General features: G+C 70.4%; 24 protein-coding genes. 14 read left to right on the top strand and 10 right to left on the bottom strand.

The features are described 5' to 3' along the window. Positions 1 to 148: 148 nt before the first annotated feature. The gene (locus tag A6A27_RS43645; protein WP_143194283.1) at positions 149 to 463 is read right to left on the bottom strand and encodes a hypothetical protein; all 315 of its coding nucleotides are present in this window, start codon (positions 461 to 463) and stop codon (positions 149 to 151) included. A 104-nt stretch (positions 464 to 567) separates the two neighbouring features. On the opposite strand from A6A27_RS43645, the gene ggt reads away from it, so the two are divergent. After that, positions 568 to 2,409, top strand: a complete 1,842-nt coding sequence (gene ggt / locus A6A27_RS32655) for a gamma-glutamyltransferase (RefSeq protein ID WP_083673047.1) — start codon at positions 568 to 570, stop codon at positions 2,407 to 2,409. 752 nt (positions 2,410 to 3,161) lie between these two features. Next, positions 3,162 to 3,368, top strand: coding sequence for a hypothetical protein (locus A6A27_RS32650; protein ID WP_198940540.1), 207 nt, complete (start codon positions 3,162 to 3,164; stop codon positions 3,366 to 3,368). Between the two features lie 404 nt (positions 3,369 to 3,772). Here A6A27_RS32650 and A6A27_RS32645 read toward each other — a convergent pair whose 3' ends face one another. Both A6A27_RS32645 and A6A27_RS32640 read right to left on the bottom strand, forming a co-directional pair. Further along, positions 3,773 to 4,492: a hypothetical protein gene (locus A6A27_RS32645; RefSeq protein WP_073838463.1), complete on the bottom strand. Its 720-nt coding sequence runs from the start codon at positions 4,490 to 4,492 to the stop codon at positions 3,773 to 3,775. After that, complete coding sequence (locus A6A27_RS32640; RefSeq protein ID WP_241825557.1) at positions 4,485 to 5,045, bottom strand: RNA polymerase sigma factor; 561 nt, start codon at positions 5,043 to 5,045, stop codon at positions 4,485 to 4,487. Before A6A27_RS32640 ends, A6A27_RS32645 begins: the two co-directional genes overlap by 8 nt. A gap of 94 nt (positions 5,046 to 5,139) precedes the next feature. Between A6A27_RS32640 and A6A27_RS43635 the strand changes: the two genes are divergently transcribed. Next, complete coding sequence (locus A6A27_RS43635) at positions 5,140 to 6,390, top strand: YncE family protein (protein ID WP_241825556.1); 1,251 nt, start codon at positions 5,140 to 5,142, stop codon at positions 6,388 to 6,390. 86 nt (positions 6,391 to 6,476) lie between these two features. Here A6A27_RS43635 and A6A27_RS32630 read toward each other — a convergent pair whose 3' ends face one another. The 7 genes from A6A27_RS32630 to A6A27_RS32600 form a co-directional block, all read right to left on the bottom strand. Beyond that, a complete protein-coding gene (locus A6A27_RS32630; protein WP_073838547.1) occupies positions 6,477 to 7,466 on the bottom strand; it encodes a transporter in 990 nt (329 codons plus the stop codon). Further along, positions 7,463 to 8,353: an ABC transporter ATP-binding protein gene (locus A6A27_RS32625; RefSeq protein WP_073838462.1), complete on the bottom strand. Its 891-nt coding sequence runs from the start codon at positions 8,351 to 8,353 to the stop codon at positions 7,463 to 7,465. Before A6A27_RS32625 ends, A6A27_RS32630 begins: the two co-directional genes overlap by 4 nt. Before the next feature lie 11 nt (positions 8,354 to 8,364). Then, positions 8,365 to 8,781: a GntR family transcriptional regulator gene (locus A6A27_RS32620; RefSeq protein WP_073838461.1), complete on the bottom strand. Its 417-nt coding sequence runs from the start codon at positions 8,779 to 8,781 to the stop codon at positions 8,365 to 8,367. Between the two features lie 384 nt (positions 8,782 to 9,165). Beyond that, positions 9,166 to 9,471: a DUF202 domain-containing protein gene (locus A6A27_RS32615; protein ID WP_198940539.1), complete on the bottom strand. Its 306-nt coding sequence runs from the start codon at positions 9,469 to 9,471 to the stop codon at positions 9,166 to 9,168. A 65-nt stretch (positions 9,472 to 9,536) separates the two neighbouring features. Next, on the bottom strand, positions 9,537 to 9,947 hold the full coding sequence (locus tag A6A27_RS32610; RefSeq protein WP_241825555.1) for a YidH family protein: 411 nt from the start codon (positions 9,945 to 9,947) through the stop codon (positions 9,537 to 9,539). Further along, complete coding sequence (locus A6A27_RS32605) at positions 9,941 to 10,666, bottom strand: sulfite exporter TauE/SafE family protein (protein WP_073838460.1); 726 nt, start codon at positions 10,664 to 10,666, stop codon at positions 9,941 to 9,943. The genes A6A27_RS32610 and A6A27_RS32605 overlap by 7 nt, the downstream gene beginning before the upstream one ends. 1 nt (position 10,667) lies before the next feature. Next, entirely contained in the window at positions 10,668 to 11,534 is an 867-nt protein-coding gene (locus tag A6A27_RS32600) for a hypothetical protein (RefSeq protein WP_274534606.1), read from the bottom strand. Between the two features lie 125 nt (positions 11,535 to 11,659). Between A6A27_RS32600 and A6A27_RS32595 the strand changes: the two genes are divergently transcribed. The 11 genes from A6A27_RS32595 (at position 11,660) to A6A27_RS32545 (ending at position 22,975) form a co-directional block, all read left to right on the top strand. Next, on the top strand, positions 11,660 to 12,442 hold the full coding sequence (locus A6A27_RS32595) for a DeoR/GlpR family DNA-binding transcription regulator (protein ID WP_143194281.1): 783 nt from the start codon (positions 11,660 to 11,662) through the stop codon (positions 12,440 to 12,442). Positions 12,443 to 12,701: 259 nt separating this feature from the next. Further along, entirely contained in the window at positions 12,702 to 13,829 is a 1,128-nt protein-coding gene (locus A6A27_RS32590) for a mandelate racemase/muconate lactonizing enzyme family protein (RefSeq protein WP_073838457.1), read from the top strand. Continuing rightward, on the top strand, positions 13,826 to 15,277 hold the full coding sequence (locus A6A27_RS32585; protein WP_073838456.1) for an aldehyde dehydrogenase family protein: 1,452 nt from the start codon (positions 13,826 to 13,828) through the stop codon (positions 15,275 to 15,277). Before A6A27_RS32590 ends, A6A27_RS32585 begins: the two co-directional genes overlap by 4 nt. Positions 15,278 to 15,279: 2 nt before the next feature. Beyond that, positions 15,280 to 16,383: a 6-phosphofructokinase gene (locus A6A27_RS32580; protein ID WP_073838455.1), complete on the top strand. Its 1,104-nt coding sequence runs from the start codon at positions 15,280 to 15,282 to the stop codon at positions 16,381 to 16,383. A gap of 11 nt (positions 16,384 to 16,394) precedes the next feature. Further along, complete coding sequence (locus tag A6A27_RS32575) at positions 16,395 to 17,690, top strand: ABC transporter substrate-binding protein (RefSeq protein WP_073838454.1); 1,296 nt, start codon at positions 16,395 to 16,397, stop codon at positions 17,688 to 17,690. A gap of 5 nt (positions 17,691 to 17,695) precedes the next feature. Further along, positions 17,696 to 18,649, top strand: coding sequence for a carbohydrate ABC transporter permease (locus A6A27_RS32570; RefSeq protein WP_083673041.1), 954 nt, complete (start codon positions 17,696 to 17,698; stop codon positions 18,647 to 18,649). Beyond that, entirely contained in the window at positions 18,646 to 19,461 is an 816-nt protein-coding gene (locus A6A27_RS32565; protein WP_073838453.1) for a carbohydrate ABC transporter permease, read from the top strand. Before A6A27_RS32570 ends, A6A27_RS32565 begins: the two co-directional genes overlap by 4 nt. Further along, positions 19,458 to 20,456 (top strand): alcohol dehydrogenase catalytic domain-containing protein, encoded by a 999-nt coding sequence (locus A6A27_RS32560; RefSeq protein ID WP_158074098.1) that lies wholly within the window; start codon positions 19,458 to 19,460, stop codon positions 20,454 to 20,456. Before A6A27_RS32565 ends, A6A27_RS32560 begins: the two co-directional genes overlap by 4 nt. Continuing rightward, a complete protein-coding gene (locus A6A27_RS32555; RefSeq protein WP_241825554.1) occupies positions 20,453 to 21,313 on the top strand; it encodes a 2-deoxy-5-keto-D-gluconate 6-phosphate aldolase domain-containing protein in 861 nt (286 codons plus the stop codon). The genes A6A27_RS32560 and A6A27_RS32555 overlap by 4 nt, the downstream gene beginning before the upstream one ends. After that, positions 21,310 to 21,960 (top strand): GntR family transcriptional regulator, encoded by a 651-nt coding sequence (locus A6A27_RS32550; RefSeq protein WP_143194280.1) that lies wholly within the window; start codon positions 21,310 to 21,312, stop codon positions 21,958 to 21,960. Before A6A27_RS32555 ends, A6A27_RS32550 begins: the two co-directional genes overlap by 4 nt. After that, positions 21,947 to 22,975 carry an alcohol dehydrogenase catalytic domain-containing protein gene (locus A6A27_RS32545; RefSeq protein WP_073838451.1) on the top strand — a complete coding sequence of 343 codons (1,029 nt, stop codon included), beginning with the start codon at positions 21,947 to 21,949 and terminating at the stop codon, positions 22,973 to 22,975. The genes A6A27_RS32550 and A6A27_RS32545 overlap by 14 nt, the downstream gene beginning before the upstream one ends. Positions 22,976 to 23,002: the final 27 nt, after the last annotated feature.

The following is a 23,002-nucleotide window of genomic DNA, read 5'->3' as shown; positions in this document are numbered from 1 at the left end:
TGGCGAGCGGCCGCCATCGGGCGGGCCGGCTCAACCAACCGGTGGGGAGTGATCACGGTCCGAGCCGTAGGTCGTCGAACGAGGCGGTCAGGTCGGAGGCCGTGTAGGGGCTGCACCAGCCCCGTCCACATAGTTTTGCCGTGGCTCCTCAAGAGATGCTCAAGTCCGGCTCACCCGACCGTTCAATGACAATGAATGCGCATACGCTCACCCCGAATCCAGCCGGCTCGGATATCCGATCTATCCGGCTCGTACATCTTTGACCTGCGCGGAGGTTGCGGACACGGATCAGTTCGGTCGGTGGGGCGACGTCGATGCGGGAACGAATCAGCTTCGTGCGTTCATCAACCAGTCGACGGCCTTCGAGCGAGCCAGAAGCCTCCCGACCAAGCAGGCGCGGCCCGTCATCGGGTACGCAGAGCGCATGATCCGCGACGCCGACCAGCAGGCCGGTCAGTGACACCGAACCAAACGTTCGTCGATGGAGGGAAGGACATGACTCACTCTCGAAGAGCCCTCGGCTGCGTCCTGCTGGCAGGTCTGCTGGTGGGCACAAGTCCTGGCTCGATGGCAATCGCAGATACGGGCAGCAAGGATCCGTCGCTTGGCATCCAGTCCACCGTGTCCCTGCCGTCGCACGCCCAGGGCAACCCGCCGCCGTGGTCCGGCAAGGCATTCCGCCAGGGCGTCGTGGCGGTGGCCAACCCCTACGCCGCCGAAGCCGGCGCGCAGGTCCTCGAAGACGGTGGCAACGCGGTGGACGCCGCGGTGGCGATCGCCTACGCGCTGAACGTGGTGGAGCCGCAATCGGCCGGCATCGGCGGCGGCGGCTTCATGATGATCCACCTGGCGGAGACCGGCGAGACGGTCGCCATCGACTCCCGCGAGCGCGCGCCGGCCGGTGCGACACCCGGCATGTTCGTGGGCGTGCCGAACCCGTCGCTGCAGGGCGTGGCCGTCGGCGTGCCGGGGATGGTGCGCGGCACCGAAATGGCGCTGGAGCGCTACGGCAACCTGTCGCTCGCTCGCAACCTGCAGCCGGCCGTCAGACTCGCCGACGACGGCTTCGCCGCTACCCCGCGCTATTCGGAAGCCAGCTGCAGCAGCCGAGCGCGGAACTCGCCGGAGACCGAAGCGTATTTCTGCCCAGGCGGCGCACCCCCGGCGGTCGGCTCGCTGGTGCAGAACAAGCCCCTTGCCGAAACCTTCCGCAAGATCGCCACCAACGGCGGCGACTGCTTCTACGTGTACATGCCGGAGAAGGGCTGCGACATCGCCAAGGGCATCGTCGAGGGCCAGAAGTTCAACCGGCCGCAGGCGCCGAACGGCAAGGGTGGCAGCATGACCTTCGCCGACTTGGAGAACTACCAGGCGACGCTGCGTACACCCGTGGAGAGCACGTATCGCGGTTACAAGATCCGGGCGATGTCGTCACCGTCGTCAGGCGGCTTGACCGTGACCCAGATGCTGAAAATGCTCGAGCGCCTTCCGATCGGGGATGAAAGCCAGGGCTTCGGCTTCGGCTCCACGAAGACCGTGAACGTGATGGCCGATGCGATGCGGCTCGCGTTCGCCGACCGGTCGGTATGGATGGGCGACAGCGGCTTCGTGCCGGAGCCGAGCCGGGGGCTGCTGCACCCGAACTACGTCGCGCTCCGCGGGGCCGCGATCGTGCCGGGCGCGCGGATCACGCCGAACCCGTCGCCGGGAGACCCGCGTCCGTTCGAGAACCCGGACGTAGAAGCCGGCACGTTGATCCCGACGGCTGAACCGGTCACCGGGCCGGGCGAGACGACCACGCACTTCTCGGTCGTGGACAAGTGGGGCAACCTGGTGTCCTACACCAACACGATCGAGTCGGGGCACGGCATCGGCGTGTTCGCCGGCTACCGGGACACCGATGCCTCGTTCCGCAACTTCGGCTTCCTGCTCAACAACGAGCTGACCGACTTCAACCTGACACCGACGGTCAACCCCTACACCGGCGGGCCCGGGTTCAACGACGTGCAGCCGGGCAAGCGCCCGCGCAGCAGCATGACGCCGACCCTGATCCTCACGCCCGACGGCAAGCCGCTGGTTGCCTTCGGCTCGCCCGGGGGCTCCACGATCATCAACTCGGTGTTCAACGTCGCCCTCAATCTCATCGACCACAAGATGACGATCCAGGACGCGATCGATGCGCCTCGCGTGTCAGTGACCAGCGCGGCAAGTTCGGTCTCACTCGAGAACGGATTCCCGCAGGACACCGTTGACGGTCTGCGCACACTCGGCTACACGGTCAGCACCGGCGCCGACATCGGTTCGGTGCAGGCAGTAGTGGTCGATCCGAAGACCGGCAAGCAGTACGGCGGCGCCGACCCCCGCCGCGAAGGCACAGTGATCGGCTTGCCAAGGCCGCGGTCGTCCTGAACCAACGTCCGGCGCGGAGCCCCGGTATGAAGTGGTCTTCCGCAGATCAGCTTCAGAAGGGGCTCCGCGTCGGGCGGGCGAAACCGCTCGAACGGACGCCGCTTCCGGTGTCGCCAACCTGCACAGCATCCTCCTCGCCGGGTGAGCACCAACCGGCCGCCGGGCAACGCCTTCACCGAGTTTCGGGGCGGGCCACCTCCAGTTACAACACGGCGGTCACTGACAGTCGCGACGACGTTCAGATATCGAGATTCACACAGTGGACACTCACGGACTGTGGCGAATTAGAGACACGATGTAGAAAGATCCGATTAATCGGAAAGAGAGGTTTTGCCGACTCCAGACCGACAGTAGACTGCCCATCCATGTCGTACAACAACTACGACCCCGACGACCAACCACACCGGTTCCCCACCCAACCCACGCCGCCCCACCCCCCACCCCCACCTACACAGCGGATCGCGTACGTAGACGTACACCACGGCGACGGCCTAGCACCCACGGCGCACTATCCCCACCCCACGGCGCCGCACAACCAACCCCCGGCGCCGTACCCCCACCCCGCACCGCCCATCCCCCCACCCCCGACGACGGCCTACCCCCCACCCCCGACGCCGTACACACCACCTGCCTACGCGTCGCAGCCCTACCCGGCCGCGCCACCGCCACGACAACGGAACCAGGCAGATACCGCTACCATCGTCGCCCGTGCCACGGTCGGCCTGACCAGCAGCGTCGCTCTCATCTTCGCCTTGCACATTCTCTTTTCCTTGGCCGGGGCCAACCAGAGCAACAGCTTCGTTCAATTCGTCTACGTGCTTGCCAAAGCGTTCGTACTGGGATTCGGGGACGTGTTCACGCCGTACGACGCCAAAATTGGGCTCGTTCTCAACTACGGACTCGCCGCGCTGGTGTACTTGGTCATCGGCAGGCTGATCGCCCGGGCACTCCGACCATAGCCGTCCACATCGTGGTGGATATTTAGCCTTCACGGACGTCCGGCCTTAATTGCTCCGGCAACATCGATCGGGAGTGCTACCCAACCGGACCTCGCGGCGTTGAGGGCCGAATGTGCGTCGTCGTGACCAACTGCCCGAACCGCACTCCCCACGTTGTGCCCGATGCCCGACACACCGGGCCAACACTGGGAAACAACGGTGCGACGACGCGTCGGCTCTCAACGCTGCACAATGCAGTGCCAGCATCCGGACGGGGCCAAGGACGCAGCCCATCAGTTTCCGCCGTCCAGGTCGACTCGTCCGTCGCCCACCAGGCCGGTCGCTGTCACATCCCGCTGGCCTGCTGTTTCTTCGGGTACTGCTGGCCGTCATCGATCGTCGCTCGCCGGCGTTCAAGGTGTCCCCTACCGCAGCGAGTTGGCGATCTCGATCGCGTCGGCCTTGGCGAGGTCACCTTCGAGCCGGTAGCTCACCCCGGCCTCTTCCCAGATCAGGGTCGACGCGGCGAGCCGTGCGGTCTCCTCCCGGACCGTGCCAGTTCGATCCACGTAGGTCAGCGCGTGCGGGCCACCGACCCAGACGGCGTACCCGGCATCGACCTCGGTCAACTCTACGCCCGGCCCCATGGCCAGCTTGTGGAACGCCGGGTCGAGACGACCGTCGAAGGCATCGAGCCGCAGCGTGCCGCCGCGATAGAGCAGGGTGGCCACCCGGTACGCGCCGGTCCGGTCGGGGTCGGCGACCAGCACCTGCTCCGGTGGGCCCAGCTTCGCCGGCAGGCGGATCGGGAAGTGCACCAGCCGCTGCGCCTCGTGCAGGGTGGCGGGTCGCTGCGCGGGCAGCGGCGACGGGTCGCCAGTGGGCAGGGCCGGTGCGGGCGATGTGGCGATAGTGATGCCCGCGAAGCGCAGCAGCCCCGTCACGGCATCGGCGAGGGCGGCCCGGCCGGGCGGGAGCAGGGCGACGAGCAGGGCGGCGAGCACCGCGGCGAGGTAGTAGCGCCACCGGCGTCGCCGGGGCGCGGGTGCGGTGAGGCGGGCGCGTACCCGGGCGGTCACGTCGGGCGGTTCGGGGGTGTCCAGCCAGGCGGACAGGTCGCGCAGCTCCCGTTCGAGGTCATCCATGGTGGACCTCCTCGACACTGAGCAGGCCGCGGAGCTTGGCCAAGGCCCGGGAGGTCCGCGACTTCACGGTGCCTCTCGGCCAGCCCAGCATCGTCACCGTCTCGTCCTCGCTGAGGTCGAGGAAGAACCGGCAGACGATCACCTCGCGGTCCTTCACCGGCAGCCGGCGCAGGGCCTGCACCAGCATTGCGCGGCGTTCGCCGGCGAGGACGGCGCCGACCGCGCTGTCCTCGGCGACCTCCGATCCCTGGTTCGCCTCCGCGACCCGCAGGACGAGCCCGTCCCGCCGGCCGCGTGACCGGTGCAGGTTCCGCGTCTCGTTGGCGACGATCGCCAGGAGCCAGGAACGGAAGGAAGCCTCTCCCCGATAGCGGGCGAGACTGCGGTATCCCTTCACGAACGCCTCCTGGATGACGTCCTCGGCGTCCGGGCCGGCGCCGAGCAGCACCGCCGTCCGGTACGCGGACGCGGTGTGCCGGGCGACCAGGAGTTCGTACGCCTCCAGGTCACCAGCCCGAGCGCGGGTGACAAGCTCTCCGTCGTCCAGTGACAACCTCCCCGATCACCCTTCATGACACCGCCCACGCGGGGCGGGTTCCATCCCCGCTTCGGTGGAACTGCGGCGGGGTCGGCGGTGTCATCCGGGCATGATGGCAACGACAAGGATCTCGCGTCGCACCGTTCTGGCCCTGCTCGCCGGTACCGGCGCCGCCACGCTCGTCGGCTGCGAGCCCGCGCGGAACACGCCGCCCGCCGTTTCGCTTCCCGACGCCCTGCTCGTCGAACTGGACGAGGCGCTCGGCGTGCTCCGGGGCCCCGACCGGCTGTCGATCCCGCGCTCCGTCGCCACCGCCGACGGGTCGGCGATCTACGCCACCGCGCCCGACGGCGCCGACACCGCCTTCTGGCGGGTCGACACCGCCACCGGCCGCACGTCGGACCGGGTCAGGCTGCCCGGGCGCTGGCTGCCGCAGGCTGTCTCGGCGAACGGCGCGCTCGTGGCGCTCACCTCGGATGCGGTGAATGCGGCGCTGGGACGCCCGGACGGCCGGGACGTGACGCCGGTGCTGGTGGCCGACGTCACCGCGGTGCGGCACCAGCTTGAACTACGGGGCAACTTCGTGCCGGAGACGTTCACCGGGGATCAAGCCGGGCTCTTCGTCCTCGAGTGGCTCCCGGCGGCGGCGCCGGACCGGTACCGGGTCCGCGTCGTCGATCTGGCCACGAAGGCTCCCGGTCCGCTCTCCACCCGGGACAAGGCGGCGATCCCGCCCGGAGCTGAGGAGGAGATGCGCGGCGACGGGCGCCAGGCCGTGCTCGCGCCGGACCGCAGCACCCTCTACACCCTCTACACGCATCAGCCCGGCCACCAGCACACCCGTGACCTGGTCAGCGGGCGGCCGGGCAACGCACACGCGTTCGTCCACACGCTGAAGCTCACCGAGCGGTGGGCGTACTGCGTGGACCTGCCGCACCCGTTCGGGGAGGCGCCGGCGACCGGCCACGCCATGGCGATCAGCCCCCAAGGCGGTCGGCTCTTCGTCGCCGACGTCACGTCGGGCACCGTCGCGGAGATCTCCACCGAGGAGCTGACGGTACGCCGCACGGCCACCGTGGCCAGCGGAACCGGCAGCGGGCACGCCGCCGCGGACAGCGAGAGCCTGTTCCTCAGCTCCGGCACGGTGGTGCGGCGGGTGGATCTAGAGCAACTGCGCCCGGCCACCGACTGGTCGGTCCGCCAGCCGATCACCGGCCTCGTGCTGAGCCCCGACGGCAAGCGCCTCTACGTGGGCCAGACCGGGGCCGTGAGCTGGCACGATCCCGCCACCGGCAACGAGCTCGGCCGCGTCGCGGTGCCCGGGCTGGTCGCCGTCCGAGGTCTGGCCGGACGCGGCTGACCCTGCGGTGACCGGTCAGGGCCGGCACCCGCCGACACGCGTGATCGCCGGACCCCGCAGGGACCGGCGATCACCGCTGATACGCCTCAGGCGATCCGGCGGATCATGCGGATGGCGAGATAGAGCAGGACCACGGCGAGGGCCACGAAGATGCCCGTCTCGATGCTCTGGAACAGCCAGAACCGGTCGGCCGGTTGGTAGAGCTGCCAGTTGTAGGCGCCCGGCCCGAGTCCCAGCTCGGCGCCGCAGGCCCTGCCATCAGGTCCCTTCGTGCCGGGCGGGCAGACGATCTGAGAGTCGGCCAGCACCATCTTGCCGTCGGCATCCCGGACGCCGCTGGCGAGGACCCAGTCGCCCCGGCCGATGCTCGGTCCCTCCGTCCCTTCGATCGGGAAGGTGAGGGTACGGGCGGGCTGGTAGTGCGGCCTGGCCAGGATCGCCGCCGCCGCCCGTACGCCGACGAACCCGACGAGGGTGACGCCCATGGCAGGCAGCATCTTGCGCCACACGGTGCCGGCGAAGATGCCGAGCGCCACGGCGAAGAGGGTGTAGCCGATCGGCACGATCCCCTGCAGGTCGAAGACGATGACGCCCATCCGGCCCTCGTGCGCGGCCTGGGTCAGCGGGCTGACCCACCACGACATGCCCAGCCCGTAGCAGACCGCGAGGGCGACCGTGGCCACGCCGACCAGTCCGAACTTCACCAGCGCCCAGTGCGTGCGGCCCACGCCCTGGGTCCAGGCGAACCGGTGGGTGCCGTGCTCCACCTCGCGGGCGACCAGTGGGGCGCCCCAGAACAGGCCGACCAGCATCGGCAGGACGAGCAGCAGGACGGCCACCAGGTTCAAACTGCCGTACCGGGTGGCGAAGCGGCGGAACGCCGCATCGCAGGAGTCCCGGGTCGTCCGGGCGACGTCGGCGTCGGCCAGCTGGCGGACACAGTCCGGCAGCCCGAACTCGGTGAACGTGTGCCGCATCGACAGGCCGATGGGGATCATCAGGGCGGCGAGCGCCGCGAACCCGAGGAGGGTGAACAGCAGTTGCTTGCGGTGTTGTCGCCAGGCCAGCCAGATCATGCCGGCACCCCCCATTCGTTGTGGCTCGCCGCCGCGTCGCCGTCGGCCAGGTAGGCGAGGATGACGTCCTCCAGGCCGACGTCCCGGACCGTCCAGGAGGGATCGTTGATCGGCCCGTCGGTGCGGACCAGCAGGGTGGACTGCCGGTCGGTGTGGCTGGCCCGGACGACTGCGGCGACGCCGCCGATCGGGGCGCCGTCGTGGCGGGGGCCGACGAGTTGCCGATGCCCGGCCACCAGGTCATCGGCCGCGCCGGCGAGTTGCACGCGGGCGGCGTGCAGCACGATCAGGTAGTCGCAGACCCGCTCCAGGTCCGCCAACAGGTGCGAGGAGAGCAGGACGGTGGTGCCGGCGTCGGCGACGCTGCCCATCAGCGACTGGAGGAACTCCCGCCGGGCCAGCGGGTCCAGGCTGGCGACCGGCTCGTCGAGCAGCAGCAGTCGGGGCCGCTTGGCCAGCGCGAGCGCGAGGGCCACCTGGGCCCGTTGCCCGCCGGAGAGTTTGCCGACCGGCCGGTCGGGCGGGATGCCCAACTGGGCCAGCCGGTTGCGGGCCAGCGCCGCGTCCCACCGCCGGTTCAGCTTCCCACCGGCGGTAACCAGTTCCGCCGCGCTGAAGTCCCGGTACAGCGGGGTGTCCTGGGCGACGAACCCGATGTCGGCCAGGGCCTTCGTGTTGTCGTACGGCGATTCGCCGAACACCCGTACCGTCCCGGCGTTCGGCCGGAGCAGGCCCACGGCGAGGTGCAGCAGGGTGCTCTTGCCCGCCCCGTTCGGGCCGACCAGGGCGGCGATTCGCCCGGTCGGTAGCTGCAGCGAACAGTCCCGCAGCGCCCAGGTGCTCCCGTACCTCTTGCCGAGCTGGTCGGCCTCCAGAGCCACGTCCATCGGCTGTCCTCTCATTCCGCTCGCGCGGGTTCCTTGTGTGGTGTGTCGTCGGCGAGGGCGGCCCGCAGGGTGGTCTCCACCAGGGCGATGACGTCCTCGGGCGTGAGTCCGGCCGCCTGCGCCCGGTGCAGCCAGGCCACCAGGTCCTCGCGCAGCTCCGCCTGGTTGGGCAGGGACGCGCCCGCCAGGCTCCGTTCGACGAACGTGCCGACCCCCGGCCGCCCGGCGACCAGACCCTCGATCTCCAGTTCGCGGTACGCCTTGAGCACCGTGTTCGGGTTGATCGCCAACGACTGCGCGACGTCACGCACCTTCGGCAACTGGTCGCCCGGGGCCAGCAGGCCGACCCGGAGCGCCTGTTTCACCTGCTGCACCAGCTGCAGGTAGGTGTTCACCTTCGACCGACTGTCCAGCACGAACTCGATCACTCGAGACGATCCTCTCTATTGTCCTACGACAGTAGGACTAGTTGGCAGCATCATCGCGAAATCAGCCGCTGTCAAGCGCGGCGCCCGCGTGTCACGGCCCGCGTGTCGGTCCGACCGCGCCGGCGCCCGAGCAGCGCGAGCGGTACGCCGACAGGCACGACGCGGGTGTGACGGTGAAGCTGGCCGCCCCGGGCGAACGCCGCGACCGCCTGGTGCTACGCGGCTACGCCACGCTCCCGGTCACCACCGGCTGACATGGCCGCACCGTGTCACCAAGGGCGTGTCCAGGCCTCGCACCGCGGGCCCTGGCAATAACGCACAGTCAGCGGTCTTCGCACGGCAGATGCGTCGAACGGTCGCAGACCCCATCCAAGAAGGTGTCTGTCAGTGTGATCCGGCTAGTGCGGCGAGCGCCACGCTGAGACCGCCGGCGGCGGTTGCGAGCGCGACCGCCGCCAGCCAGGTGCCGGGCGGGCGGGCCGAGTTCAGCACGGCCGGGGCGGCGGAGGGCGGAAGGCGTCGGCGCAGCGCCGCTGCGGCGACGATGACGACCGTCATCGCGCTGGCGACGGCGGCCAGAAAGATCCATCCGCCGAGGTGCGGCAGGAGGAAGCGGCTGGCCCCGGCCGCCGCGACGACAAAGGCGGCTGCGGTACGCCGCCACGCCAGCACCGTCCGTTCCAGCTGCAACCCGGGATCACCAGACGAGACCGGCCCCGGGGAGGGGCCTGGGGACGGCGAGGAGCCGAGGTCGATCACAGGACGAGCCCCAGGAGGACCAGGACGCCGACGAGCATGAGACCCGCACCGACCGGCACGGCCATCATCGGTGGCGGGAGTCCTCTCCCCCGTCTCAGGGCGAGCTCGGTGCGGACCCAGCCGAACCAGGCCTGGGCCGGGGCGGCGGCACCCAGCAGGATCAGCACGATCGCAGCCGCTCGGCGCAACCCGGGCACGATCGGCAGGTTCACCGCCTCCAACGCCACGCCTGCGGCGAAGAGTGCCAGAGAGGTACGGATCCACGCCAGGAACGTGCGCTCGTTGGCGAGGCTGAACCGCGGATCCGGGTCGCTGCCCTGACTGAAGACGCGGCGAGGCCACCGGGTCGACGCGCCTGGAGACGTCGGCCCGCCCGAGTGCGGGGCTGAGGCACCACGTTTCACCACGCCGCCAGCCCCTTGACGATCGCTATGACGCTTCCGGCGAGGGCGAGCGCCAGCACCCAACGCCGGGCAGCCGTCTCCGGCAACCACCGCCCCAGGAAGTGCCCGCCACCGATCCCTGCCAGCATCGCCGCCCCGCAGGCCAGCAGCAGTCTCCACGACAGGACCGGGGGGCCCTTCGCCGCCAGCGACAGCACGTTCGTCACCAGGCCGACGAGCTGCACGGTCGGGACGAAGCTTCGGTGCTCCCAGTCGGTGCTCGCGGCGTAGACCGCGAGCGGCGGTCCGCCCGTCCCGGCCGTCGTGTTGAAGAAGCCTGATGCGAACCCGGACGCCACCGCACCACCCCGCTGCCGGAGGAACGGCATGCTCTGGCCCACCGCCACCCAGGCCACTGATCCCGCTGTGATCAGGCCGATGCCGACGAGCAGGACCGGGCCCGGCAGCTCCCGGACCACCCAGACCCCAAGTGGCAGGGCCAGGATCACCCCGGCGATCATCTGAAGGGCCACGCGGCGGCGCAGCGCCCGGGCGGTCATGGACAGCACGATCAGGTTGATCGCCGCTGAGAGCAGGTTGGCCAGGGTCACGCCCGAGAAGGGGCCGAGGATCACGACCAGAAACGGGGCGGCCACCAGGGCGAAGCCCAGGCCGGTTGCTCTCTGCATGGTGGCGCCGAGCGCGACCGCGCTGACCGCGAGCACGTCGGCGACGGGCACCATCTCAGCGCGACACGGCGTCGTCGACCACGTCGGCGAGGCGTCGCAGCCGGTCAACCGAGATCGTGCGCAGGTCGTCGGCCATGGTCGGGCTGCCGACCACCGAGGCCCAGACCGCGCGGCCGGCGAGGAAACCCGAAGCGCCGGCCCGGCAGGCGAGTCGCACGGCTTCGGGGAAGACCTCCGCGGGTACGCCGGAGGACAGCACCACCCACGGGCTGCTGATGACTGACGACAGCGAGGCGCACCCGGCGGTGATCTCGTCTGCGGTGCCCTTGCCGTGGGTTGGTACCTCCGACTTGTAGAGGTCGGCACCGAGGGCGCCGAGCTCGCGGGCCGCCGCGTGGATTCCCGCTTCGTGGTCGTACGCGCCGCCGTCGCGCGGGCCACGGGACACCGGTTCGATGATGCTGACCAGGCCGGCCTCGCGGCAGCGGGCGACGAAGTCGGTGACCATGGCGATCCGCGGCTCCGGCGCCTCGTCCGGCCGGTAGAGCACGAGCAGCTTGAGGGCCTTCGCGCCCTCCTTCCGTACGGTTGCGGGGTCGACCTCGGCGTCGATCGCCACGTCTGCGACGAATTCGGTGGCGCTCGGGGTGAACGCGTCGGCCGCTGCGATCAACGCGCAGGACGGGTCGACGGTGTTGTCCGCGATCACGGCGTCCCAGCCGAACTGCTTGTCGATGAGGATCGCCGACGCGTACGGGCTGAGCGTGCGTGCCGCGTCCACCTTGAACGCGGTCAGCTGCGCGTCGGTCACTGGCTCGGGCTGGCGGGCGGCGAACATGGCGCGCAGCGCCTCGCGCTGGTCGACGGCGAGCATGGCGTAGCCGCCGGAGGGACGGGCGAGGATCGAGGGGTCGGTGGTCACTGTTCCTCCAGTGCGGGAGCGGCCGGGGCGCCGCCGAGGTCGGCAACGTCGAGGCACCGAGATCAAAAGGATGTTTGAAAAATAACATCCATTGGTACTGGAAGAACAGAGGCTAGACTACGGACGTGTCAGTGGAAGCCATGCGCTACGACGGCGCCCCGCAGCGGCGGACGCACATCATGGCCGCGCTGCGCCGGGCCGGCTTCCTCTCGGTCGCCGACATCAGCGCCCAGCTCGGCGTCTCTACGATGACGATCCGCCGTGACCTGCGGCGACTCGCCGAGGCCGGCGAGGTCCAGCTGGTCCATGGCGGCGTCAGTCTTCCGCCGGGCGGCGTCGGGGCCCCCGGGTACGCGTCCCGCGCGCTCAGCCACGCCGGCGCCAAGCAGGCGATCGGCGCCGCAGCGGTCCGCCTGGTGCAGCCCGGCGACACGATCGGCATCGACAGCGGCACGACCGCGGCCGAGGTGGCCCATGCGCTGCCCGAGGACTTCGACGGCTGTGTGATCACCCACTCCGTCCCCGTGTTGGCCCACATGCTGTCCCGGCCCAGGTCAAGGGTCATCGGGATCGGCGGCGAGCTGCTGCACGACAACCAGGCGATGGTCGGTTTCGCAGCGCTGGATCTCGTCCGGCGCATGCGGGTGCGCCTGCTGTTCCTCGGGGCCAGCGCCGTCGACGAGCGGGGCGCGTACGTGCGCTCGGAGGTCGAGCTGAGCGCCAAGCACGCCCTCATGGACATCGCCGACGAGGTCGTGCTGCTCGCCGATGCGAGCAAGCTGACGGCCACCGCTCCGGTTCAGGTGTGCGGCTTCGACCGCATCGACACCCTGGTCGTGGACGGTCCGCTGCCCGCTGCGGTAGCCACGGCCGCACGCCGCAACGGCACCCGCGTTCTGACCGGGTAACCGGGTGAACTGCGCGAACGCGGTGTAGACCCGCCGCGGTAGTGGCGAAATCCTGCCGGGACCTCACGGGGAGCGGGAGGCAGCGCAACGCGCCCCGGTGAGGCATTGGCACCTTTGGCCGGACGCCAACTCTCCACCTTTTCTTTGTTTCGTGCTCTTGACGTCTGGGTGACATGCGTTCAACACTGCATGCAGATAGTGTCGACGTGAGAGAAGGCACATGGACCTCAAGGCAGCACCCTCAGCCACGGAGACCCGCGTGGTCACGTTGCCGGATGCCGCAGTGGTGGACGTACGGTGCCGGGTCTTCCGGGCGCGCCCCACCGAGCCGATCGCCATGTCGTTCGCGCCGCTGAACCACCGCGTGATGATCCTGATCGAAGTCGAGCTGGCCGACGGTTCGGTCGGCGTCGGCGAAAGCTGGGCGAACTATCCGTCCTGGGCGTGGCGCGAGCGGATCGCCACGATCCACGACGGCGTCGCGCCGCTCATGAACGGCCGCAGCTTTCCCGACCCGGCCACCGCCCAGCGCGCGCTGCTCGCGGAGCTGGCGCCCCTGGGCCGCCAGTGGGGCGCACCCGGCCCGGTCTACCAGGCGATCAGCGGCGCCGACATGGCGCTGTGGGACCTCGCCGCCCGGCACGCCGGCACCAGCCTGGCCCGGCTCCTCAGCGCCAACCCCCGCACGGAACTGCCGGTGTACGGCTCCAGCCTCGGACCCACCGGGGTCGCCGAGGTCGCCGACCGCTGCGCCGCGCTCGGGCTCACCGCCGTCAAGGTCAAGGTCGGCTTCGGCGCGGACACTGACCTCGCCAACGTTCGGACCGCCCGGCGGATCCTCGGCGACCAGGTGCAGATCTTCGCCGACGCCAACCAGGCGTGGCGGCTGACCGAGGCGCTGGAGATGGTCCGCGCGCTGGCCGACCTCGGCGTCGCGTGGGTCGAGGAGCCGCTGGCCGGCGACCGCCCCGCAGAGCTGGCCGAGCTGAGTCGCCGCACCGCGATGCCGCTGGCCACCGGGGAGAACCTCTACGGCGCCGCGGCCTTCACTCCATACCTGGAGGCCGTCGAGATCCTGCAGCCCGACCTCGGCAAGGCCGGCGGCGTCACCGAGTACCTCGACGTGTTGGCGGCCGCGGCAGCAGCCGGACGGACGGTCAACCCACACCTCTACAACGGCGCGGTCGCCACCGCCACGACCGTCCAGGCCGGCGCGATCTCGTCGGCGACCCGGCTCATCGAGTGGGACATCCGCTCCAACCCGCTGCGGCAGGCCGCCGACGGCCTGCTCACCGCCCACGGCACCGTCCGCGTGCCGGACGGGCCCGGATTCGGCATCGATCTCGACCAGGACCAGCTCGACGCGTACGAGGAGCAGCTACCGTGACCGACCCCATCGTCAACGACATCCTCTCGGCCGCCACTGCCGTGCGCGTGATCGGCCGGACGGCGGGCGGACCGCGGCTCGCGGTGCTCGACCCGGCCACCGGCGAGCCGTTCACCGAGGTCAGCACGGGTAACGATGCTGACGCGGCGGCGGCACTCGATCTCGCGCAGCAGGCCCTGCCGGTGTGGGCGGGTACGCCGCGGGCTGCCCGGTCGGCGGCACTGCGGGCCATCGCCGCAGACGTCGAGGCGCTCGCCGCGGAGCCCGAGTGGCCCGCACTGATCACCCGGGAGAGCGGCAAGCGGCTCGCCGAGTCGGCGGCCGAGCTGGGCCTGACCGTCGCCTACTTCCGGATCATGGCCGACCTGCTGGACCGGCAGGAGACCGAGCAGCTGTCCGTCGTACCCGGAATCACGCACCGGGTGACCACGCGGCCCGCCGGTGTCGCCGCGGTCCTCACTCCCTGGAACTTCCCGGTCTCCATCCCGGCTCGCAAGATCGCGCCGGCGCTGGCGGCGGGCTGCCCGGTGCTGTTCAAGCCCTCCGAGCTGACGCCGCTGTCGTCGATGGTGCTGGCCGCCGTCGTCGAACGGCACGTGCCCGCGGGCGTCCTGTCGACCGTGCTCGGCACACCCGCCGACGTCGTCGACCCGTGGCTCGCCGACAGGAGCGTCGGCGTCGTGTCCTTCACCGGGTCGACCCGGGTGGGGCGGCTGGTCGCCGCTGCCACCGCGCCGCGCTTCGTGCGCACGGTGATGGAGCTCGGCGGATGCGCACCGTTCCTCGTGCTGCCGGATGCGGATCCGCAGGCAGCCGCGCAGACGCTGCTGGTGGCAAAGTACCGCAACAACGGCCAGTCCTGTATCGCCGCGAACCAGATCCTCGTGGCCCGCGAGGTGGCGGCCGAGTTCACCGAGGCGTTCATCGCGGCGACCGAGAAGATGGTCGTCGGCCTCCCCACGGATCCGGCCACCGACCTCGGTCCCCTCGCTCCGGCCTCGGACCCGGCCCGGATGGCCTCGCTCGTCGAGGAAGCGGTGAGCAAGGGCGCGCGGAAGGTCACCAGCGGCGCCGTCCCCGAGAAGGGCCACTTCGCCCCGGCGACCGTGCTGCTGGACGCGCCCGTCGACAGCCGGGTGATGACCGACGAGATCTTCGGGCCGATCGCGCCGATCCACGTCTACGACGACCTCGACGACGCGCTGGCCCTGCACCATGCCACCGGGTACGGCCTGGCCGGCTACGTCTGCAGCGCGGACCTCGACCGCGCCCACGCCGTCGCCGACCGCCTCTCCGCCGGGATCGTCGGCATCAACACCGGGACCCCGAACACGCCGTGGATCCCGTTCGGCGGCGTGCAGGACTCGGGGCTCGGGTACGAGGGCGGCCGCGCCGGCCTGGAGGCCTTCCAGACCTTCCTTTCCGTCGGCTCGAAGGCGCAGGTGTGACGATGCGCCTGCTCATCGGACAGACCGGCGCACCGACCAGCGTCGTAAACGCCAGCCTCCGCGGCTTCCTCGAGGCGGCGGCGGATCACGACGTGCTGGCGCTGCGGGGCGGTCCGGACGGCCTGGTCGAGGGCCGACTCACCCCGGTCACCGCCGCCGACGTGCCGGCCGTCGCGGCCCGGCACGGCGGATCCTGGCTCGGCGCCGGGCGGCGGGCGGTCACCGAAGTCGACCTCGACACCGCACTCGACGTCCTGGCCGCGAACGGTATCGAAGGCGTGGCGCTGATCGGCGGCAACGGGACGATGGCGCTGCTGCACGCCCTCGCGAACCGGGCCGCCGCGGCCGGGCGCGAGCTGAGCGTCGTCGGAATCCCGAAGACCGTGGACAACGACCTGGTCGGCATCGACCACTGCCCCGGATACGGGTCCGCGGCGCGCTACCTCACGAAGGTCGTCCCGGACCTGGCCCGTGACCACGAGGCGATGTCCGGCATCGAACCGGTCCGCATCGTGGAGACCCTCGGCCGCTCGGTGGGCTGGCTGGCCCTCGCCGCGACCTGGCACCGCGACGATCGGGCGTACGCGCCGCACCTGGTGCTGATCCCGGAGCTCACCTTTGACCGGGCGGCGTTCCTCACCACCGTGCAGGATGCCCTGCGCGCCCACGGGCGGGCGTTCGTGGTCGTCAGCGAAGGCGCGGCGAGCGAGTTGACCGACGATCCGTTCGAGGCGGTCAACCACACCCGGATCATCCTCGGCGGCGTCTCCAGGGCGCTCGCCGGGCTGGTGAGCACCGAGCTCGGTGTCGCCGCCCGCGGCGAGGTGCTCGGCATGGTCCAGCGCAGCAGCGGCGCGCTCGCCAGCGACGTCGACCGGGCGGAGGCGGCGGAGGCGGGACGGCACGCGGCGAAGCTGCTGGCCGACCGTGCCACCGGCCTGATGGTCGGCCTGCACCGCAGCGCCGGCGAGACCGTGTACGACCCGGTGCCGCTCGCGGAGGTGGCCGGCCGGACCCGGCCCGTACCCCCGCAGTGGCGCAGTACCAATCCCGCCGACCTCGGCGACTTCCACGACTGGCTCTCTCCACTCCTCGGTCAGAACTGAAAGGCATAAAGATGCGAAACAAGATCTTGAGTGCCGGGTTCGCCCTGGCCCTCGTCGGCGGGCTCGCCGCTGGCTGCGGCGGCGGCGACTCGGGCGGCAGCGCCAACGAGATCTCCCTCGTCATGTCCAACCACCCGTGGCAGAAGGCCATCGAGCCGCTGATCCCCGAGTTCGAGAAGGCCTCGGGCGTCAAGGTGAAGGTGCAGACCTTCGCCGAGCAGCAGGCCCGTGACAAGATCTCGCTGAACCTGCAGTCGCGCAGTTCCTCCATGGATGTCTTCATGACGCTGCCGTCGCGCGAGGGCCTGCAGTTCAGCAAGGCCGGCTACTACGCTCCGCTCGACGACTACATGAGCAAGTCCGCCGCGTACGACGCCGCCGACTTCCCGGCCGCGGTCAAGACCGGCATGACGATCCAGGACAAGATGATCGCCGCGCCGGTGAACGTCGAGGGTGTTGTCCTCTACTACCGGACGGACCTGTTCAAGCAGTACGGCATCACGCCGCCGAAGACCCTCGACGAGTTGCCCACCGTCGCGGCCGCGATCAAGCAGAAGTCCGGGGGCAAGGTCACCCCGATCGCGCTGCGCGGCCAGTCCGCCGCCCTGCCGTTCACCTTCGGCCCGTTCCTGCACTCGCAGGGCCTGGAGTGGACCAAGCCGGACGGCACCCCGAACTTCGACACGCCCGGTGCCGCGGACGCGATCAACCGGTACGCGACCCTCGCCAAGGAGTACGGCCCGCCCGGCGTCGTCAACAACACCTTCACCCAGTCCTCGGCGCTCTTCGCGGCCGGCAACGCGGCGATGGAGCTGGAGTCCAGCAACGAGGTCAGCAGCATCAACGACCCGAAGACCTCGAAGGTGGTCGGCAAGATTGGCGTGCTGGACTTCCCGGCCGGCTCGGCGGGCTCGAAGTCGACCGTCCTGAACTGGGGCATCGCGATGTCCTCGTACTCGAAGCACAAGGACGCGGCCTGGAAGTTCATCGAGTGGGCGACCGGCAAGGCCACCCAGCTCAAGCTGACCGCGGACGGTATCGCTCCGCCGCGGACCTCGGTCGCGCAGGACAAGGCGTACACCGACACGCTGAACACCGAAACCCTGAAGGAATGGAGCACGGCGCTCGGCAACGTGCAGGCGAACGGCTCCACCGAGGTCGGCCCGGTCGGTGTCGCCGCCCCTGAGATGCGCAAGGTCGTCGGCGACGCCGTCGGCAAGGTGATCCTCGGCCAGGCGGACGCCAACGCCGCAGCCAAGGAGATCCAGGACGGCCTCACTCCGCTGCTGGCGAAGAACGCCGGATAAGTCTCATGAGCGACCTGATGACGAAGTCGCCCGCCGCCTCCGGCTCCGCCAACGCGGGGCCGGGGGCGGGGGCGCCGCCCCCGCGTCGCCGCCGGGTCGACCCGACGGCCCGGGGCGTGTGGCCGTTCGCGCTGCCCGCCGTGCTGGTCACGGCCGTGCTCGTGCTGGTGCCGATCGCGTACACGATCTGGCTCTCCGTCAGTGACCGGCAGTCCGACGGGACGAACTCGGGGTTCCTCGGGTTCGCCAACTACGCCGAGATGTTCGACAACCCGCAGTTCTGGAACTCGCTGAAGATCACGCTGTTCCTCTTCGTGGTCTGCCTGCTGGTGGAGACCCTCCTCGGGCTGGCCCTGGGCTACGTGATGAGCCTGGACGTGCCGGGTCGGCGGATCTTCCAGGGCATGATGCTGGTCCCGGCGATCACGGCCTCGGTCGCGGTCGGCCTGGTCTGGCTGCTGATCATGGACCCGTCGCTCGGCGCGGCCAACCAGATCCTCGCCAAGGTGGGTATCGACCCGGTGGTGTGGCTCGGCGACCCGGACATCGCGCCCTGGTCCATCGCCCTGGTCGACATCTGGCAGTGGACGCCGTTCATGGCGCTGATCATCTCGGCCGGGATCCGGTCGCTGCCCGAGGAGCCGTTCGAGGCCGCCGCGCTGGACGGGGCGAGCGGCTGGCGGACGGCCTGGAACATCGGCCTCCCGCTCCTGCGCCCGGTCCTCACGGTGGCGATGCTGCTGCGCACGGTGGACCTCGTGCGCTTCTTCGACACGATCTACATCATGACCCAGGGGGGTCCGGTGAACTCCACGAACACCCTCAACGTGTACGGCTACAACGCCGGCTTCGTCGACCACGAGCCGAGCTACGCGGCGGCCCTGCAGGTCGCCCTACTCGTCCTGGTGATCATGATCGCGGGCGGGTTCACCTGGTTCCGGCAGCGGGCCTCGCGATGACCAAGCGGCTCGGCGGCGTGTACGCCGCATACCTCGTCTTCGCGATCGTCTTCTTCGGCCCGGTGCTCTTCATGCTCTGGTCGTCGCTGCGCAACAACGTCGACATCACCGGCTCGCTGTTCAACATCGGCTCACCGCTGACGTTGGAGAACTTCACCAACCTCTTCGAACGCTTCGCGTTCGGCCGCTACATCGCCAACAGCTTCATCGTGGCCGGCGGGTCGACGATCCTCGGGCTCGTCCTCGGTGCGCCGGCCGCATACGTGATCGTGCGCCGCAAGTTGGCCGCGCTGGGCTTCGTCACCCTGCTGGCCCGCATGGCGCCCGGCGTGCTGTTCGTGCTGCCGCTGTTCGTGCTCTCGATCCGCATCGGTGGCCCGGACAGCGTGGCACTCAACTACGCGCTGCTGATCGTCGCGCACCTGATCATCACGCTGCCGCTGTGCATCTGGCTGCTGGTGCCGTTCTTCGAGGAGATCCCGATCAGCATCGAGGAGTCGACGCTGATCGACGGCGCGAACGCCTGGCAGCGGTTCCTTCGGATCGCGCTGCCGCTGGCCCTGCCCGGGCTGTCGGTCGCGCTGACGCTGAGCTTCATCTTCAGCTGGAACTACTTCCTCTTCGCGCTGGCCCTGGCAAACGAGCGGACGCTGCCGCTGACCGTCATCGCGTTCAACTTCATCGGCCAGGGATCCAACGACTTCGGCGGCCTGATGGCCGCGAGCACGCTCATCTCCGCCCCCGCCCTGCTGCTGACGATCTTCGCGCAGCGCTGGCTGGTCCGCGGCATCACCGGAGGAGCCGTCAAGTGACGTCCATACGAGCCCGCTTCCAGGGCAACGGCGAGATCACTTTCGAGAAGGTCGCCCTCGGCGACGTCGCCGAGGGCGACGTGCGCCTGCGGGTCGACGTCTGCGCGCTCTGCGGGTCGGACAAGCGGCTGCTGCACAGTGGCTCGACCGTCGTTCCGGGCCACGAGATCGGGGGCACCGTCGTCGGCGGAGCGCTGCCCGAGGGTACGCGCGGCATCGTCTACATTCCGGTCTTCTGCGGGACGTGTGTACGCTGCGCCGCCGGCCGTACGAACCAGTGCCTGAACCTGTCGCAGCTGATCGGCTGGCAGCGTGACGGCGGATTCGCCGAACACGTGGACGTCCCGGCGCGGTGCGTCGTGCCGGTGCCGGACGACATCCCGCTGTCGGTCGCGGTCCTCGGGCTCGACACGGTCGGCACCGCCGCACACGCCCTGCGGCTGGCCCTGCGGACGCAGGACACGGTGGACCGGGCGCTGGTCGTCGGCGCCGGGCCGCTCGGCCTCGGTGTCGTCGCGGTCGCCCAGGCCATGGGGATCGCCGTGGACGCCTTCGACCCCAATCCCACTCGCCTCGAGACCGCGGCGGCACTCGGCGCTACGCCCGCCGGTGACCTGACCGCCGAGAATCAGTACGACATGGTCGTCGAGGTCAGCGGCGCGAACGCGGCCCGGGAGACGGCACAGCGGGTGGTTCGGCCCGGCGGCACGGTCGTCGCGCTCGGCGAGTCGAACGAGCCGTACACGATGCCCGCTACGCCGCGCTGGCGGCGGACCGACTGCTACACCGTCCGGTCCTTCTACTTCCCTGTCAACGAGGTCGAGGCGAACTGGGACCTGCTGCGCGTCATGGGCGCGTCGCTGCGTGACCTCATCGTCAAGCCCCTCACCCTGCCCGAGCTGCCCGAGGCGTTCGCCCGCTTCGTGGCCGGCGACTACGTCAAGCCCTGCATCGTGTCGGCGGATGCCCATCTCGTGTCGGAGGTAACCCGATGAGCCTGTTGATCCTCGCCGTCGACCAGCGTCCCTGGCTCACCCAGGCCCTGTACGGCCACACCGCGGCCGCGCTGCCCGCGGAGCGCGCGGCGATCACCGACGGCAAGCACATGGTTCTCGAAGGACTGCTCGCCGCTCTCGAAGCCGAGCCCCGCCTGGCCGCGCACGCCGGCATCCTGGTCGACGAGCAGCTTGGAGCGGGTGTACCCGAGCGGGCCCGGGCCCATCGGGTCACGCTGAGCATGCCGGTCGAGCGCGGTGGCTGCGACGTGTACGAGACCGAACCAGCCGATCTGCCGGCGTTCCTCGCCCACTTCCGACCCGAGTTTCCCAAGGTGCTGGTCCGCTACAACGTCGAGGGGTCGGCGTCGGACAACCGCGAGCAGCGGTCCCGGCTGGCCAAGGTGTCGCAGGCGGTCCGGGACTCCGGGGGCCGGTTCCTCTTCGAGCTGCTCGTGCCGCCGACACCCGAGCAGCGGAACATCCCGAGCGAGGTGTTCGACACCGAGGTGCGGCCTGGGCTCATCCACCGGGCGATGGCGGAGATCGTCGAGGAGGTACCCGTCGACGTCTGGAAGCTGGAGCACCTGGGCGCGCCGGAGCACTACCGGACCGCCGCCGACCTCGCCGCGCAGACCGGCGGCGAATGCATCCTGCTGGGCGCGAACGCGCCGAGGGCCACAGTCGATGGTTGGCTCAGCGATGCCGCCGCCAACGGGTTCACCGGCTTCGCGATCGGCCGTAGCATCTGGTGGGACTCGCTGCGCGGACTTCTGGCCGGCGACTTGACGCGGCCCGAGGCGATCGCAGCGGTCGCTGCCAACTACCGCCACTTCGCAGGGACGTTCCTTCAGTGACCAGCTCTCTTCAGGCCGACCCGCAGCGCGTCGGTGAAGTGCTCTACAAGACCCTTCGCGACCGGATCATCTCCGGTGAGCTGCGCCCGGGCACGCGGCTGAGCGTCCCGGCCCTCGCCGAGGAGTTCCGGGTCAGCCGCAGCCCGGTCCGGGACGCGGTGATCCGCCTCGTCCAGGAAAACCTGGCCGCCGAGACGATGAACCGCGGTGCGGAGGTCGCACGCATCTCCCGCGCCGAACTGGTCAGCCTCTACGAGGCCCGCGAGGTCCTGGAAGGAGCGGTGGCCCGGCTGGCGACGGAGAAGTACGACGCCGCGCTGCGGCGTAGCCTGCTCGCGCTGCTCACCGAGCACCGCACGGTCGCGGAGCAGGGCGACTTCGCCCGCCACCTCGAGCTGGACGCGGCCTTCCACCGGGAGATCCGGCAGGCGGCGAAGAGCCCGGTGCTGGCCCGGATGCTCGACGGCGTCCAGAGCCGGGTCCTGGTGGCGATGCGCTCCACCAGCCTGACCGGCGGCATGGTCCAGGCCGTTCACGACCACCAGGCCATCTTCGAGGCCATCGGCTCTGGCGACCCGGAAGCCGCCGAGCTAGCCGCCCGCGCACACATCCACCGACTGAAGGAGTTACTCAGTGCTGCTGACTGAGGCCCGTTTCTTCGGCACCGGCGACGTACGGCTGCTCAAGTCCGAGCCGGCGCCGCTCGGCCCGGCGGAGGTGGCGATCGCGCCCCTCGCGGTCGGCGTCTGCGGCACCGACAGCCACATCGTCGCCGGCAGCTTCGCCGCCGCGCCCCAGGTCGTGCTCGGCCACGAGGTGTGCGGCCGGATCACCGAGGTGGGTGCGGCGGTCGACGGGCTCACCGTCGGCGACCTGGTCACCGTCGAACCGCACGACTACTGCACCCGGTGTACCTACTGCCGCCTCGGTCAGGAACACCTCTGCGACAGCAAGCGGGGGTACGGCGTGAAGCTTGACGGCGGCATGACCGAGCGGATGACGGTGCCGGCGCGGATCGCCTACCGGCTGCCGGACGCAACGCCGCCGTGGATCGGGGCGCTGACCGAGCCGCTCGCCTGTTGCCTGCACGGCATGGATCAGCTGAACCCGCGCTCCGGGCTGCCGATCCTCATCTTCGGCGCCGGACCGGCCGGGGCGATGATGGTCGCCCTCGCCAAGGCCCGCGGGCTCGCACCGGTCGTGGTGCTGGACCCGCGCGCCGACCGACGGGAGGCCGCCCTACGAATGGGCGCGGACGTCGCCCTCGACCCGGCGTCGCTGGACGAGGCCACCGCGCTGACCGACGGGCTCGGCTTTCCGCACGTGATCGACGCGGTCGGCTCCGGCCGGATCCTGGAATCGGCGATCACCGTGTCGTCGCGCGGCGGTCGAATTCTCGTCTTCGGGGTTGCCCGGCCCGACGACGAGGCCCGGGTACGCCCCAACGAGATTTTCGCGCGGGAGCTGACGCTCGTCGGTGCGGTGATCAATCCGTACACGCACCACCGCGCGGTGCAGATGCTGCCAACCCTGGGCCTGGACCGGCTGCGTCCGGCCTTCTACGGCCTGGACCAGCTACCGGAGGCCCTCGAAGCGCAGCGGAACGGCACGGCTGACAAGGTGTTCATCGCCCCACACGGCATCGCCGCAGCAAAGGGCTGACGAATTCACGTGCCGTTCGCAGGTGAT

Source organism: Micromonospora sp. CB01531, assembly GCF_001905095.1.
Lineage (GTDB): Bacteria > Actinomycetota > Actinomycetes > Mycobacteriales > Micromonosporaceae > Micromonospora.
The sequence above is the reverse complement of the archived record's forward strand: the minus strand, read 5'-3'. Positions and strand labels throughout refer to the sequence as shown.